General features: G+C 64.8%; 14 protein-coding genes. 2 read left to right on the forward strand and 12 right to left on the reverse strand.

Annotated features, from left to right (window positions below):
* Positions 1-134: 134 nt before the first annotated feature.
* Positions 135-419 carry a pyrimidine/purine nucleoside phosphorylase gene (gene ppnP / locus OKB81_RS07920; RefSeq protein WP_010674653.1) on the reverse strand — a complete coding sequence of 95 codons (285 nt, stop codon included), beginning with the start codon at positions 417-419 and terminating at the stop codon, positions 135-137.
* Positions 420-687: 268 nt separating this feature from the next.
* On the opposite strand from ppnP, the gene OKB81_RS07925 reads away from it, so the two are divergent.
* Positions 688-1,932: a dicarboxylate/amino acid:cation symporter gene (locus OKB81_RS07925; protein WP_160837787.1), complete on the forward strand. Its 1,245-nt coding sequence runs from the start codon at positions 688-690 to the stop codon at positions 1,930-1,932.
* Between the two features lie 107 nt (positions 1,933-2,039).
* On the opposite strand, the gene OKB81_RS07930 is transcribed toward OKB81_RS07925, so the two are convergent.
* Positions 2,040-2,438 (reverse strand): MerR family transcriptional regulator, encoded by a 399-nt coding sequence (locus OKB81_RS07930; protein WP_010674655.1) that lies wholly within the window; start codon positions 2,436-2,438, stop codon positions 2,040-2,042.
* Between the two features lie 132 nt (positions 2,439-2,570).
* On the opposite strand from OKB81_RS07930, the gene OKB81_RS07935 reads away from it, so the two are divergent.
* Entirely contained in the window at positions 2,571-3,737 is a 1,167-nt protein-coding gene (locus OKB81_RS07935) for a thiolase family protein (protein ID WP_270805190.1), read from the forward strand.
* A gap of 61 nt (positions 3,738-3,798) precedes the next feature.
* Here the strand turns inward: OKB81_RS07935 and OKB81_RS07940 are convergent, their stop codons facing one another.
* From OKB81_RS07940 to OKB81_RS07985, 10 genes are all read right to left on the reverse strand, one after another.
* Entirely contained in the window at positions 3,799-5,040 is a 1,242-nt protein-coding gene (locus OKB81_RS07940) for an EAL and HDOD domain-containing protein (protein WP_270805191.1), read from the reverse strand.
* Between the two features lie 116 nt (positions 5,041-5,156).
* A complete protein-coding gene (locus tag OKB81_RS07945; protein ID WP_113070304.1) occupies positions 5,157-6,413 on the reverse strand; it encodes an outer membrane protein transport protein in 1,257 nt (418 codons plus the stop codon).
* A gap of 251 nt (positions 6,414-6,664) precedes the next feature.
* On the reverse strand, positions 6,665-7,936 hold the full coding sequence (locus OKB81_RS07950; protein WP_270805192.1) for an outer membrane protein transport protein: 1,272 nt from the start codon (positions 7,934-7,936) through the stop codon (positions 6,665-6,667).
* A 407-nt stretch (positions 7,937-8,343) separates the two neighbouring features.
* A complete protein-coding gene (locus tag OKB81_RS07955; protein WP_041215209.1) occupies positions 8,344-9,087 on the reverse strand; it encodes a DUF3379 domain-containing protein in 744 nt (247 codons plus the stop codon).
* Complete coding sequence (locus tag OKB81_RS07960) at positions 9,080-9,670, reverse strand: sigma-70 family RNA polymerase sigma factor (protein WP_270805193.1); 591 nt, start codon at positions 9,668-9,670, stop codon at positions 9,080-9,082. Before OKB81_RS07960 ends, OKB81_RS07955 begins: the two co-directional genes overlap by 8 nt.
* Before the next feature lie 39 nt (positions 9,671-9,709).
* The gene (locus OKB81_RS07965) at positions 9,710-11,248 is read right to left on the reverse strand and encodes a hypothetical protein (protein WP_270805194.1); all 1,539 of its coding nucleotides are present in this window, start codon (positions 11,246-11,248) and stop codon (positions 9,710-9,712) included.
* Positions 11,245-12,693 (reverse strand): tetratricopeptide repeat protein, encoded by a 1,449-nt coding sequence (locus OKB81_RS07970; protein WP_270805195.1) that lies wholly within the window; start codon positions 12,691-12,693, stop codon positions 11,245-11,247. Before OKB81_RS07970 ends, OKB81_RS07965 begins: the two co-directional genes overlap by 4 nt.
* Positions 12,694-12,717: 24 nt before the next feature.
* Positions 12,718-13,683 (reverse strand): VWA domain-containing protein, encoded by a 966-nt coding sequence (locus OKB81_RS07975; RefSeq protein ID WP_270805196.1) that lies wholly within the window; start codon positions 13,681-13,683, stop codon positions 12,718-12,720.
* Entirely contained in the window at positions 13,680-14,219 is a 540-nt protein-coding gene (locus OKB81_RS07980; protein ID WP_270805197.1) for a DUF4381 domain-containing protein, read from the reverse strand. Before OKB81_RS07980 ends, OKB81_RS07975 begins: the two co-directional genes overlap by 4 nt.
* Entirely contained in the window at positions 14,204-15,094 is an 891-nt protein-coding gene (locus OKB81_RS07985; RefSeq protein WP_270805198.1) for a DUF58 domain-containing protein, read from the reverse strand. Before OKB81_RS07985 ends, OKB81_RS07980 begins: the two co-directional genes overlap by 16 nt.
* Positions 15,095-15,136: the final 42 nt, after the last annotated feature.

The raw sequence follows: 15,136 nt of genomic DNA on the forward strand, positions 1-15,136 counted from the left end.
ACCAGCGGGGCTGACGCCCCGGCGAAATTCCCCTCCCACCTACGTCGGAGGGAGTCCCCTTTCGCATTTAAGATGGGCGTGGGAGAGGCGCGCCATGGGGGAGCCGCTCGGCATCCCATGGCGCCCGTGATACATCAGTCGAGGAACTCGCACAGATAGGCGGAGGCGATCTTCACTTCCAGCTTGAAGGAGGAGTGACCGGCCACGTCGAAGGATTCCCCCTGCTGGTAGGTGTGCCACTCATCTTCGTCGGCCAGCTGGATGGTGAGGGCGCCCTTGATCACCGTCATGCGCTCCGGGGCGGCGGTATTGAACAGGTACTCGCCCGCTTCCATCACACCAACGGTAGCTTTCTCGCCTTTTTGCTCGAAACCGATGGATTTAACATTTCCGTCAAAATACTCGTTAACTTTCAGCATCTTTTCTTCCCTGTATGCACGTTTGCAGAGCCAACGTAGCACACTGTTTTGGATGTTGTCATGGTAAAAGGAGCAAAAACAGCCGTGTCTTTTTTGAGGCTTTACTTTCTCATAAAGTTATCAATGCATTTCGTTAACGGATTCTGATGTAAAACGGGACGCAAATATGAGATAAAGCGCACCGCCAGAGCAATGGAGAGGATTTGACGCTCTGGGTGGTCATTTACGCTGTAAAAGTGTGAGTAATTGCTAAATAAAGGAACATTCTGTGTTAACAAAAGGATTAATCAAAAACATCGGCTTCCAGGTAGTGGTGGCCATGGTGCTGGGCGCGCTGGTCGGGGCGCTCATGGGAGAGCAAGCCACGGTGTTTGCGCCGCTCGGCACCCTGTTTATCCAGCTGATCAAGATGCTGGTGATCCCGCTGGTAGCGGTGGCCATCCTGTCCGGGGCCGCCAACCTGGGGGCCAGCCCCGCTGCTGGCAAGATTGGCGTCACCACGCTCGCCTTCTTCCTCGGCACCTCCGCACTGGCGGTGTTCCTGGCGTTGGTGATGGGTCAGGTGTTCAAACCCGGTGTGGGTGTTGACTTTGGCGCCACCGCCGCCATGTTCTCCGGCGACTACGCCGACAAGGGTGCACTGCCCGATGCGGTGGCCACCCTGCTTGGCATGATCCCGACCAACGTGTTCAGCGCCTTGAACGAGGCCAACATTCTGCAGATCCTGGTGTTCTGCATGTTCCTCGGCATCGCCCTGGCCAAGCAGCCCCGCGAGCGCTCCAAGCCGCTGGTGGACGGGCTCAACACCCTGGTGGACGCCTTCGTCTGGATGATCAACAAGGTGATGCTGATCGCCCCCATCGGCGTCTTCGGCCTGATGGCCGACGCCATCGGCACCTACGGCTTCGACGTGCTGACCCTGGTGCTCAAGCTGTTCGTCGTCTATGTCGCCGCCATCCTCATCTTCGGCTTCGTGGTCTATCCGCTGCTGATCGCGTTCTTCTCCAACACGCCGGTACGCAAGTACTTCTCCGCGATGAAGAAACCGCAGATCGTGGCCTTCTCCACCGCCTCTTCCATGGCGACCCTGCCGGTCAACATGGAGACCTGCGAGCGCGATCTGAAGGTGACCAACGCCACCGCTTCCTTCGTGCTGCCGCTGGGCGCCACCATCAACATGAGCGGCAATGCCATCTATTACGGCCTGGTCGCCATCTTCTTCGCCCAGGTCTATAACATCGATCTTTCCATGGGTGCCTGGGCGGCGATCATCGTCACCTCCACCCTGGGTGCCATCGGTCAGGCCGGTGTACCGGGCCCGAGCTTCCTGGTGGTTGCCGTGCTGCTGGCGGCCGGGATTCCCATCGAGGGTCTGCCGCTGCTGTTCGCGCTGGATCGTCTGTTCGACATGATCCGCACCGCGCTCAACATCACCGGCGATGCGGCCTGTGCCATCATCGTCGATCGCTACAGCCCGGATTACGATCCGAACCGCTGGAGCAAGGAGGCCTGATATCGGTCGTCCACCATGCATGACAAGAGGGAGGCTTTAAGCCTCCCTCTTTCATTTGTGTCTATTTGCTGGCGGTGTTCACCGCTCGCCTCACCCGTCTGCGTAACTCAGGGAGAGAGGTGTGCCAGGGCCTGGCGGCAGCGCTGTTCGGCCGCCTCCAGCTCCAACAGGACCATCTGGATATCTTCCAGCTGCTGCTGCAGGGTTTCCCGCTTGTCGGCCACCAGCCCCAGCATGGTCTGCAACTGGGAGCGGCTGCTCTTGTCCGCATCGTAGAGATCGAACAGCTCCCGGATCTCTGCGAGGCTGAAGCCCAGACGCTTGCCACGCAGGGTCAGCTTGAGCCGCACCCTGTCCTGACGGCTGTAGATCCTGTGCTGTCCCTGGCGGGTCGGGTTGAGCAGGCCCTGATCCTCGTAGAAGCGGATGCTGCGGGTGGTCACATCGAACTCGCGAGCCAGTTCGCTGATGCTGAAGGTGCGGGTGTCGTCCCTGGATTTGGTCATGGGGCTGTCTTGGCTGCCATCTGGTTGTCAATGCAGGCTGGCACCTTACCCAAACGTCAACTTCCCCGCAAGTCTTGTTCCTGTCGCGGCCGCGGCATATGTTATCCCGACGTAACAAGGAGAGTGCTATCGATGGATATCGTGATTGTGGCGGCCAAACGTACCCCCATGGGGGCCTTCCAGGGGGCCTTGAGCGGGCTCAGTGCCCCCGAGCTTGGCGCCTGCGCCATCCGCGCCGCGCTGGCGCAGGCCGGGATGACGGGGGAGCAGGTCAATGAGGTCTATATGGGCAACGTGCTGAGCGCAGGGGTCGGCCAGGCGCCAGCCCGTCAGGCGGCGCTCAAGGGGGGGCTGCCGGACAGCGTGCCCTGTACCACCATCAACAAGGTGTGCGGCTCCGGCATGAAGGCGGTGATGCTGGCCGCGGACAGCCTGCGCCTGGGGGAGGCCGAGGTCGTGGTGGCGGGGGGCATGGAGAGCATGAGCCGCGCCCCCTATCTGCTGGACAAGGCGCGCAGCGGTTTTCGCATGGGGCATCAGAGCGTGCTCGATCACATGTTCCTGGACGGCTTGCAAGATGCCTACGAAGGCCATCTGATGGGTCATTACGCCCAGTTGAGTGCCGATCGCAGCGGACTGACCCGGGCCGACATGGATACCTTTGCCATCGCCTCCCTGGAGCGGGCGCTGACGGCGCAGCGCAGCGGTGCATTTGCCGCGGAACTGGCTCCCGTCATGACCGCTGACCACACCCTGCTGCTGGCCGAGGATGAGCAACCGGGAAAGGCCAGGCCCGACAAGATCCCCGGCCTCAAGCCGGCCTTCACCAAGCACGGCACCATCACGGCGGCCAATGCCAGCTCCATCTCGGACGGAGCTGCAGCCCTGGTGCTGATGCGGGGCGAGACCGCTGCCCGGCTCGGATTGCCGGTGCTGGCCAGGGTAGTGGGTTACCAGAGTCACGCCGCCTTGCCGGCGGAGTTTACCAGTGCCCCCGTCGGCGCCATCGACAAGTTGCTGGCCCGGGTGGGCTGGTCGGTGGAGGAGGTGGACCTGTTCGAGGTGAACGAGGCATTCGCCATGGTGAGCATGCTGGCCATGGCCGGGTGCGGCATTCCCCATCACAAGTTGAACGTGAACGGCGGGGCCTGTGCGCTGGGGCACCCTCTTGGCGCCAGTGGCGCCCGCATCCTGGTGACCCTGATCCATGCCCTGCGTGCCCGCGGGCTCAGACGAGGGGTGGCGAGCCTGTGCATCGGGGGAGGGGAGGCAACGGCCATCGCCATCGAGGCAGGCTGAATGCGTGGGTGAGATTGCTGCGGGTTGATGAAATGACAACGTCCCTTCAAGAGGGACGTTGTCATGTCTGGCGGGAGTGGACCGGTTGCTCTTCCATGGCCTGAAGCTGCTGGTTGACCCAGGCGGTGGCGCTCAGATAGAGGTGGCTGACCTTCTCTTCGTTGAGGCCGAGCCGGACGGTGTTGGCGGCGACCCGCTGCCAGTCGGCTTTCTCGAAATCTTCACAGAACGCCAGGTAGAACCCGAGCTTGCCCTTGCGGGTGAGCAGGGCGGCACGAATGTCGTCGGTCAGGGGAATGGAGCCGAGCAGCTGATCCAGCGGTTCACCCATGAGCACGTCCAGCAGGGAGAAGAGGCCGGTGACAAAGGCTTGCTGTGCCTGCTCTGCGGGCGCATGGGTCTGGGCCAGCAGTTCGCAGAACCGGGCTCTGATGAGGGACATCTGGTGGAGTTCGGCGCTCTTTTCACTTCCCGCACTGGTGGCGGCGATCAGGGCGACGAAGCGCTTGAGCTGGGCGTGCCCCAGGGAACTTGCGGCCTGGCGAAACGAGGCGATGGGCTGGGGGAAACGCTTGAGGTGGTTGATGTAGCGCAGCAGCTTGAGGGAGAGGGTGAGATCCTGGTTGAGCAGTTTCTCAATCTTGTCCAGATCCGGTTCGGTCTGATTGACCACCTCGAGCAGCTGCATCACCACCAGCTGGGCCGGCGGTATGGTGGGCTGTTGCACCATCTGGGGGCGGCTGAAGAAAAATCCCTGGAACAGGGTGACGCCGAGCTGCTTCATCCGCTCGAACTCGGCCTGATCCTCGACTTTCTCGGCCAGATAGGTGAGGGGCAGGTGGCGATGATTCGCCATGAAGTGCTCTATGCAGGGTTGCGGCGTGCTGCGCAGGTCGAACTTGATGATATGGATGTAGGGGAGGAACCTGTCCCAGTCTGAGACCATGGTGAAGTCATCCAGCGCCAACCGATAGCCCAGCCCATAGAGCTGGATCACTTTTTCCAGCAGCGCATCGTCGGGCTCGGCATCCTCCAGGATCTCGATCACCACCTTGTCACGGGGGAGGCATTCGGCCAATCCATCCAGCAACAGGGAGTGGGGGAAATTGATGTAGCAGGGGTGATCTCCGATGAGATGGTCGATGTTCTGCTGCAAGAACTGCTCGGCAACCAGCCTGGAAGTGGCCTGCTGTGCGGAGACGGAGGGAAATACATTGTCCAGGCTGTCGCGAAACAGCAGCTCATAGGCTTGGGTGTTCAACTCCCGATCCAGAATGGGCTGCCTTGCTACATAGGAATACATGCGTCTCTCCACCATGGTTACAGGCTTGATTCTATGGTGAAGCGGATCACTATGCCAGTGCCGACCGGTCGGGAAGGTCAACAACTGGCATACTATTTGTCAGGAAACCCGGGGTGTCAGAACAGGTAGTTGAGCTGCAGGCCGGCGAGCCAGGCATCCCCTTCCGAGGTGCCATTGAAAGTGGAGGTGGTCTGGGGGATGCCGGGCCTGAGCTGCATGGTTTCGCTCACGTCCACCTTCTTGCCGTCGATCAGGGTCAGCCCCAGATCCAGCGAGAGGTGACGGTCAATCTGGTAGCCCACGCCAGCGCTGTACCAGACCCGATCCGAGTCGGGGATGGAGATGGTGCGGCGATCCGCCGGGACCGGGCTGCGGTCGTAGGCGATACCGGAGCGCAGTTGCCACTGGGGGGCCAGCTGGTAGGTCATCCCCAGCGCATAGCGCCAGCTGTCTTCCCAGTGCTCCTCTTTGATGTGCATGGTGCCGTGGTGGTCGAGCTCGGATTCGAGCTGCACGAACTTGCTCCAGTTGGTCCAGTTGATGCTCGAATGCAGCGCCAGGGCCGGGGTGAGTTGATGGAACAGGGCCAGCTCGGCGGTGGCGGGCAGAGGCAGATCCAAGCTGCCGGTATCGGTGAAGGGCTGGCCCTTCTGATCGATGCCGATGGCGTCACCAGAGAGGGTCAGGGTCACGTCGTGGCGATAGGAGAGACCGATGCGGGTTGCTTGCGACAACTCAAGCAGGGTGCCCAGGTTCCAGCCCATGGCCCAGCCATCCCCTTTCAGGTGCTTGGCTATCTGGTTGTTGGAGGGGAAAGTGCCGCCCACTTCCCCTTCCCCCTGAATGGCGGAGAGACCGGCCCCGACGGACCAGATGCGGTTGATGCGATAGGCCAGGGAGGCCCCCAGATCCATGGTCTTGATGTCGGAGACGTTGCCGAAGTGACCGGCGTTGTAGTTGTCCGGCATCTTGACCCCGAGTCCGTAATAGGAGGTGGCGGCAAGTCCGAGGCGCCATTGTTCGTTGAGGGGCACGATGAGATAGGCGTTGGGTACCCAGGCGTCACCCGCAATGTCGTGGGCTCCGGCATCCAGACTGACCGGCCCCTGGGGGGTAGGCACCCGGGTGGTGCCCTCTATGTTGACGTCGGGGTGCACGTGGATGACGCCGCCGGAGAAGGCCAGGGTATCGAATCGGGTCATGGCGGCGGCGTTGCGGGAGAGCACGCTGGCATTGTCGGCGATGGCGGCTTCACCCGCGAAGGCACGCCCCATGCCGGTGGCGGATTGCTCCGCGAGCTGGAAGCCGGCAGCCTGCACCTGGCTCGACAGCAGCAAGAGGGCTATGAGGGAGGGTTTGAACGTCGGATGCATGGACTTTCCTCGGGATGAACTGGGTGTTCATTCTGTTATTCGGTTGGGGCCGGGATTTTATATGGTATGACCAGCAAGGCAACGGGGAGAGGGGAACGTGCGGCAAAACGGGATTAAATGCTGAAAGAAATACCCATAACAGCTTGATAAAAAAAGAAAAGAGTACAGTTGTTTACTACAGCTGTGCGCTCAATTGGCGAAATTGGATAAAAAAAGAGCGCCCTGGGGCGCTCTCGATGATGACGTGAAAATCAGAATTTCATGTTGAACTGGGCGGAAGCCAGCAGGGCGTTGCCGTGAGAGGTGCCCTTCCAGCGCAGCGCATCGCTGTGGTTGCGCAGGCCTTCGTTCACGTCTACTTCCTTGCCGTCCAGATAGGCCATGCCGAAGTCGAGGCTCATGTCCGGATTGATGTGGTAGGTGGCACCGGCGCTGTACCAGATACGGTCGGAGTCAGGAATGCTCAGGCTGCGGTATTCCGGCTCGATCGGGGTGTTGTCGTAGGCAAAGCCGATACGGGCTTCCCAGGACGGGTTGACGTACCAGGTACCGCCCAGAGAGTAACGGGTGGAGTCCTTGAACTTTTCCGGTTTATTGAGGCATACACCTGGTTGGCCAGGCATATTACATCCTGAACTTGTTGCTTTCAGCTCCTGAAAGGCGCTCCAGTCGGTCCAGTTGACGGAGTAGTGCACGGCAAACTGCTGGTTCAGACGGTGATAGCCGGCGAATTCGGCCTGGGCTGGCAGATCCAGCTTCAGGTTGCTGTCGACGACCCGGTTGAGGGAGGTGGCGCCCTGGAAGTCGCCGTCAAAGCTCAAGTCGACCTGGGAGCGGTAGGTCAGGGCGAGGCGGTTGTTTTCGTTGATCTCGTACAGGGTACCGACGTTCCAGCCAAAGCCCCAGGTGTCGCCCTTCAGGTGAGCCAGACGGGTATCGGAGTTGGCACCCGGAATGGCAGCGGAGAGCGCACCGGCATAACGGTTCAGCTCGGCGGCGGAGTAGACGGCATTGATGCCGGCACCGACGCTGAAGCTGGAGTTGATGCGATAGGCGATGTTGGGGTTGATGTTGAAGGTCAGCAGCTCGGTGTCACCGGCACCAGCACCGGCCGCGAAGGTCTTGGAATATTCGGTGGAGAGGCCGTAGTTGGAGAAGAGGCCGATCCCCCAGGCCCACTGATCGTTCAGGGGCTGGATGAAGTAGCTGGCCGGCACGAAGGCATCGGGGGCGATGTCGCTCTCGCTAGCCGGAATAGCACCTGCAATTTTCCCCTCCACATCCACATCGGGCTTGATATAGGTGCCGGAGAAAGACAGAGCCATCTTGTCGAAGGTGGTCATGGCTGCCGGGTTGCGGGACAGCACGGCTGCATTGTCGGCGATGGCGGCTTCACCGGCATAGGCACGGCCCAGACCGGAGGCCGAGTGCTCGTTCAGCTGGAACGCGGCGGCGAAGGTCTGGGTGCTGGCCAGGGTCACGGCCGCAGCGATCAGGCTTTTCTTGAAAAAGGCAGTCGTCATAGTGTTCTCTCTTTGTAGCAGATTTTCTGTCGACATCGCGGCTCTTTGGCGGCTATTGACGACATGATCTGTTGTTATGTCAGCTTCTTCCCATTCATTGCTGGCGTGATTCTATGGATCTGGTAGGAGGTAAGAAATCAGACCAGTGACAGCAGAATACATAAAAGTTTCCATTGTGTTAATCATTTGTTTTAACTTGCCGTTTTATTAGGCTAATTTATCTATTGTTGGATAAATAAAGCACAAATGGTGCCGTTTGCGTCATTTAAAATAAATAGTAAAAATGTGACTTCGCGCGGGCAATGGGCGGGAACATGCGGGGATGTGGGGATGAACAGGCAGACAATGAGGATGTCTGCCTGTGATGTGGCTGAGGCGGAGGACGAGTCAGCCTGGGTCAAGGTCTGTTAAATGGACCAGTGCAGGCGTGACTCAAGCTGGCGGGCAACCGGGGCGAGGGGCTCCTGCATGTCTCCGATGAGCACCATGTTGGCCCCCTTGAGCGGCAGTATCTCCCCCTTGAGGGTCCCGTCTGCAAAATCGGACTGGATCGTCAGTGGCAGATGCTTGGGGACGAGGAACAGGGTGACCGGTCCCATCTTGCCCTGGAGCACCATGTGCAGGGCCGGTCCCTGGTAGAAGGCGCAGTGGTTGACATAGGTTACCTTCATGCCCGGCATCTCGCTCAGGGTGGCACCATATTTCTCCATTTTTGCGTTGATGGTGTGCAGGCTGACCCGCTCATCCACCGCATGAATGAAGGGCTCTTCCCCATAAACGTGGGACATGGCGACCTGAGCCAGCGACAGGGTGTCCGGTGCCACAGGCCAGCTGATCCAGCGGGTGCTCATGCCGAGCAGGAAGGCGACCGAGGCTGCGATGGCCAGAGCGCGCCATTGCGTGCGTGCAGGAGTGACGGGCAGCGGGACCACCTGCTCCTCTTCGGCTGCCATCGCCTGCCTGAGCAGGATCCGCTCCGCAAGACCGGCCGGTACGTCCACTTCCAGAGTGCTGCGCACCTGGCGCTCGAGCTGCTGCATCTCGTCCAGATGCTTGCGATTGGCCGGTGACGCCTCGGCGGCTTTCAAGAAGGCGGGATCCCTGTCCGAGGGGTGAGTGATGGCCCGGCGGCGAAATTCAAGCTCATCCATTGGTGTGTCCTCTCTGTTGTTTCGCAGACTCCATGGCCTCTTTTATCTGGTTGCGAGCGCGAAACAGCCTTGTCATGACGGTGTTCTTGTTCAGGCCGAGTTGCTCGGCGATCTCCTCCCCGCTGAATCCCCCCAGTACCTGCAGCAGCAGCGGCTCCTGATACTCGGCAGGCAGGCGGGCGATGTGGCGCCTGAGCCATTCGTGCTCCATCTCCTGCTCGCTTGGCAGGACACCCTGATCCCGCAGGGGGTGCTCGTCGAGATCGACGAGATCGAACTGCTTTCGCTCAAAGCGGCGGGCATTCTCCCGCCGCAATATGGTGATGAGCCACGCCTTGGCAGCCTTGTCGTCCAGCAGGGTATCTATCGCCTTCCAGGCGCGCAGGAAAGTCTCCTGCACCAGATCCTCGGCGATTTGCGGATCCCGGCACAGCCAGTAGGTGTAGCGGTAGATGTCCCCGTGCAGGGCGTGCACCAGGGCCTCGTATTTGGTTTGTCTGTCTGCCATCTCCTGATAGACCGGGTTGGCCGAGGGATCCTTTCCCGTTCCCGCCTTCTTTTTTCTAAAAAAACCTAACGCCATGAAGGGATGTCCTTTTGCATGAGTGGCTCCCGGCAGGCGTCAGGAACGTCGCCAGGCCAGCTTGCCAAGAGCATAGGCTATCGCAAAGGTCTCCCGGGTGCACAGCTCCCGGGCCAGCGCCTGCCAGTGCAGCGTGTCGCCGACGGCCTGAGGCGGGCCGAAACAGGCCCGATCCAGCCCGTCAAGCAGGGGGGCCATGACGGGGTCCCGGTGACAGGGCAGGCTGGCCAGGTGCAGGCAGGGGGTACCCCAGCGCAGCGCCGCCCAGGCCAGCAGGGCCCGTCTGGCCGCGTCCGGCGCGCGGGCGGCGAGGGCGCGCTGCAGGCGATAGAAGGCGAGCCAGCGTGGCCAGCGCCGCCACCAGGCGCGCAGCAAGATCGCCATCACCACCCAGTAGAGGCTCTGCGTACCCGGTGGCGGGGCGGCGGCCTCGCCTGCGCCGGCCTCGAACACCAGGATCTGTGCGGGCAGTTGGGCCTCCTCGATGCGTCCGCTCCGGGTGTTGAACCAGCGCAGGGTCTGCGCCGGCAACGCATAGGAACCCGCCGCCCCTGCGGTCAGGGCCTGGCGCCACTGGCGCTCGAAGCGCAGCACCCCTTCGGCCACGAAGCGCTCCTGCTGCTGCTCGCCGTCCGGCTGCATGGAGAGGTCGGCGGGCAGGGGCGGTGCCGGGAGCGGGGACAGGCGGCTGCCGTCCCCTCCCTCCATCACCAGGGTGAGGGTGCGGATCACGGGCTCGCCGACCCGGGCCCGGGGCGGACTGAGCCGCTGGCGCAGTACCAGGCTGCTTGCCACCGGCTCCAGGGGGGCCTTGTCCACCTTGACGAAGAGGGTGGTCGCCCTGGCGGACAGCCGCTCCTCCGTCCCCGTCGGCGCGGCGGCGTCCGGCAGTCGTCCCTCCAGGCGGGGGGATTCGATGGCGTGCTGTCCGGGCTCCCTGGCCTGCAGCAGCCACTTGCGGGTCAGGCGCCCGGGCATGCCGGGGCTCGCGGGGGACTCCCAGCGATCGTCGCCGAGGCGGCGGATGGTGAAGGCGGGGGCGGCGGGCTCACCGAGATGGGGGGCCTCCAGGTTGGCCGGCAGCCACAGGCTCAACTGATAGATGAAGGGCTGGCCCGGGTAGAGGGGGCCCTGGTGCAGCACCTGGGCCTGCAGCTCGACGGGGGAGACGAGCTGCGCGGGGAGGGGCACCAGGGTGCCGGCTGCCCGGCGTGCCGTCAGGGGGCGCTGCGGGGTGAATTCGGTTCCGAGGGGCAGGGGGGGCACGAGGCGCGGGCTGGTGTCCAGCAGGTGCAGGGGGATCTGCCAGCGGGTCAGGCGGCGGGTCTGGGTATGGACGCGGCTGATGCTGACCCGGCCCACCGCAAACTGGCGCAGCAGGGGGCGCAGGTCGAGCTCGTCATCGCGCCGCTCCCCGTCGGCTTCGACGATGAGCAGCCAGTCGCTCTCCTTTGCCCCCGGCAGCAGCTCGACGCGAGGGGGCGCGGCCTGTGCTGGCAAGGCCAGCAGGAGGACAACCAGCAGCCAGCCGGTCCAGGCGTGGACAGATGAGAGGCATGAGCGAACGCAGGGGATCACCAGGGCTCCTCCACCTTGAGAAGGGGGCGGCGCTGTGCCTCCTTGCGCAGGCGCTGCTCCAGCAGCAGCACGGGGGGGGCAGGAGGGCGGGGGGTATCCGATGCGTGCGAAGGGTCGGGACGCTCGCCGGGATCGGCGGGCTGTGTCTGGGGGGCTGCCTGGGGTGCGCCGGCCCGCAGCAGGGCCAGGTTGTGCAGGGCATCCTGATGGCCGGGCTCCCGCTTGAGGGCGGCCAGATAGGCCTGCTCGGCGGCCGCGAGATCCCCGAGCCAGACCAGGGCATTGCCGCGGTTGTAATGGGCGGTGGCGCTGTCGGCGCGGCCATAGGCGGCCACGGCCCTGGCATGGTCGCCGGCCCTGTACCAGGCATTGCCTTGCCAGACGGGATCCTGGAAGGTCCTGGCCGCTTCCTGATAGCGGCCCTGCTGGAAGGTGCGCCAGCCCTGCTGGTCCTGCCAGGAGCCAGCCGCCTGCAGGGGAGGCGGGCAGAGGCCGATGGCCATGAGCACGATCAGCCAGTGGGCGCCGATGCGCGCCAGCAGCGCCAGGGGCAGCAGGGGGATCAGCAGCCAGGGGCCGAGATCCCGGGACTGCACCTGGGTGAGGGTCTGGCTCATGGGCAGGGGGGCGAAGCGGGGCAGGCCTGTCTGCAGCCACTGCAGCGTCCCCCCAGTGCTGGCCGCGAGCCGCGCCATGGCCGCCGCGTCGGGGGCCGGCAGGGTGGGGCTTCCGAGCTGTCTGTGCTCGGCGGCGGGCAGCTGTGTCTCCTGGCCGCCGCTGGCCAGCAGAATGTCGAGGCGGGGGGAGGTTCCCTGGGGGCAGAAGAGGTCGTCCAGACAGGGCCAGAGAGCGGCGATGCGTTCGCGCTGCGTCTGCGACAGGCCGTCGGTGACGAGGAGCAGGCGGGCGGACTGGCCTGGGGGGATCTGTGCGAGGGCCAGGGCCACGGCCCGCTCGGGGGCGCTGCCCTGAATGGGCATGATGGCCGGGCGCAGGTCCGGCAGCAGCAGGGCGACGGCCTGATGATCCCGGGTCGGCGGCATGGCGAGGTAGGCATCCCCGGCAAATAGAATGAGGGCGATGGGATGGGCCGCGTCCTGCCGCGCTATGTCGGCCAGCATCTCCTGCAATCCCAGCCTCACCCGGGTTGCCCGGTCCGGCGCCAGATCCTGCGCCTGCATGGAGTCGGAGAGATCCAGCAGCCAGAGATCCAGGGCCGGGCTCTGGATGGCGAGGCTCTGCTGGCGCAGGGCGGGGCCCGAGAGCGCCAGGATCACCGGCAGACTGGCGAGCCAGAGCCAGGGAATGGCCCGGCGCCGGGCCGGCAGCAGATAGGCCTGCATGGCGGGGGAGAGCAGCTCGGGCGAGCGACGGCGCCGCCACCCCTGCCAGAGCCAGGGGAGCAGGGCCAGCAGCCAGAGCGGGCGCAGCAGGGTGAATTCCATCAGGGGGCCCTCCGGGGGGAATGATCACCCATGGGGCCGCTCCCGTGTCGGACGCAGACGCCCCGGCCAGCGGGCGGGCCAAGCCAGCAGCAGCCAGGCCAGGGCCAGTGGCCAGGGGTAGAGCTCCTGGCGGGGTCGATAGAGGGTCTGGGGACGAGCGGCGGGCTCCAGGGCGTCGAGGGCCTGGTTGATGGCGGTCAGCTCCCCCTGGTTGCGGGCGCGAAAATAGCGGCCCTGCCCCAGCCGGGCCAGCTGCTGCAGCAGGGCTTCATCCAGCTCGGCGCTGGGATCGGCGTCCCCTGCGGGAGCGGCAAAGGTGTCGGGATCGGCGCCCACCCCCAGGGTATAGAGGCGGATGCCGGCGGCCGCGGCCAGTCTGGCCTCGGTCAGGGGATCCGCGTTGCCCGAGGTGTTGCGCCCGTCCGTCACCAGCAGCAGGGCGGTGGGGCGGGTGGGGTCGGCGTGCTGGCGGGCCAGCAGCAGGGCTTCGCCGAGGGCCGTGGTGCGCCCTGCCAGATCGAAGTCGAGCTCGCGGGTGAGGGCGAGCAGGGCCCCGGTCTCCTGGGTCAGGGGGGAGAGCAGATAGGCGTGATCGGCGAAGACGATGAGGGCGATGCGATCGCCGGGGCGCGCGGCGATGAGCCCGTCGATCTGCTGGCGCACCGCGGCCAGCCTGTCTTTCTGTTCCCCCTCGTCCAGCATGTCCTGGGTGCGCATGCTGTCGGAGAGATCCACCGCCAGGATGAGATCCCGGCTGCTCTGGTAGTGGATGACGGGGGCCTCCTGCCACTGGGGGCGGCACAGGGCCAGCACCAGGGCGCACCAGCAGAGCGCCATGCGCCAGAACGGCTGCCCCGCCTGGGGCTGGAGCAGAGGAAAACCGATGTGGGAGAGCCTGGCGCGACCGCCCCCTGCCAGGGGCGGCAGGCCGAAGCGCACCAGCAGCGGCAGGACCAGGGCGAGGGCGAACCAGGGCCAGGCGAGGATCATGGGACTCTCCGGGCGCGTCCTGCGTCCCGTCTCAGTGACGGTAGCCCCGGCCTGCTGACGCAGCGGCGCCCCCAGCGGAGGTAGGCGCGGCGCAGCCTTGCCCGCTGTCCCTCGTCCGGCTTCTGTGAGCCATAGAGCCAGCGGGGCCACTGGGAGGCAAACTGGCCAAAATCGCCGCCGCCCTTCTCGTCGAGCCAGGCGATCCAGGCCTCTCCCTGCAGGGAGGCCGCCTCGGGCCAGCGGGCCATGGCCGCCTCCCGCAGCGTCTCGTGCAGCCTGGGCACGAGATCGTCGGCCTGCCACTCGATCTGGCGCGCCCAGCGGCGCTGGCGCCACAGGGTGAGCACCGTGGCCCAGATCAGCCAGGCGGCGATGGCCGCGATCAGCAGCCACCCCAGGGCAGGCAGGCGGGGATCGAGCTCGGTCTCGAGGGGCGGCCCCGGATGGATGTCGCGAAGCTGGGCCTGGATCCCCTGCAAGGGGGTCGGCGGGGAAGTCGGCCCGCTCCCGGGGGCGGCGTTCAGAACAGACGGCATCCACCCTCCTGCCACTGGCGTTGCAGCGATGCGCCGTTGTCGAGGCGGTAGAGGCGTGTCACCAGGGGCAGCAGTTGCTGCTGGCTGGCCGCCGCCTGCTCCCTGGCCGCTGTCTGGTAGCGTGCGCGAAAGCGGGGTTGCCCCCCATCGAGCCAGCCGCTGCGCCTGCCCGATTGCACCGCCAGTTGCCCCTGGTCGGGCAGGGCCGCCTCCAGGGGGTCCCGGATCTGCCAGTAGTGGATGTCGTGGCGCAGGCGAAGGCGCTGCAACAGCTGGCACAGCGTCTTGTCCGGCGCCTGGTGGTGGCTTATCAGGGTCAGCCTGGCGCCATGGGGCAGGGTGAGCCGCGCCAGGGTCTGGGCCAGGAGTTGGGGCTGGGGGGCGCGATCCAGCCCCGCCTCGTAGTGGTGGCAGAGCGCCTCCAGCAAGGGGATGAGGGGGCCGCGTTGGTGCAGGGGACGGGTGTCCATGCCGTGACAGATCAGGGTGTTGGCCTGCTTCTCCCCTTGCCAGAGCAGGGCGGCCGCGAGCTCGCAGCCGAGGCGGGCCTTGAGCTGGGCGCGGGAGCCGAAGTACATGGTGGGGGAGAGATCCAGCAGCAGCCAGTGGGCCTGCTCCTGCTCCTCCCCGTAGAGGCGGGTGTGGGGGCGGCCGAGGCGGGCGGTGACCCGCCAGTCGATGTGGCGCACCTCGTCTCCGGCCTGATAGAGGCGCAGCTCGCGAAAGCTCAGGCCAGGTTGGCGCCTGACGCGTCCCTGGCGCGCCTGGTGAATGCGGGCCCGCTCGCCCTGCCGCGCCCAGAGCCGCACCGCCAGCAGGCGGTCGAGGGTGAGGGCGATGTCGGGGTGATCCCGGGGCTCGGCGGCGCGGGTCATGACTGCCGGGGCCTCGGGGGCGAGGAGACCATGGGCTGACGA

Source organism: Aeromonas sp. QDB56, assembly GCF_027705505.1.
Taxonomy (GTDB): Bacteria; Pseudomonadota; Gammaproteobacteria; order Enterobacterales; family Aeromonadaceae; genus Aeromonas; species Aeromonas caviae.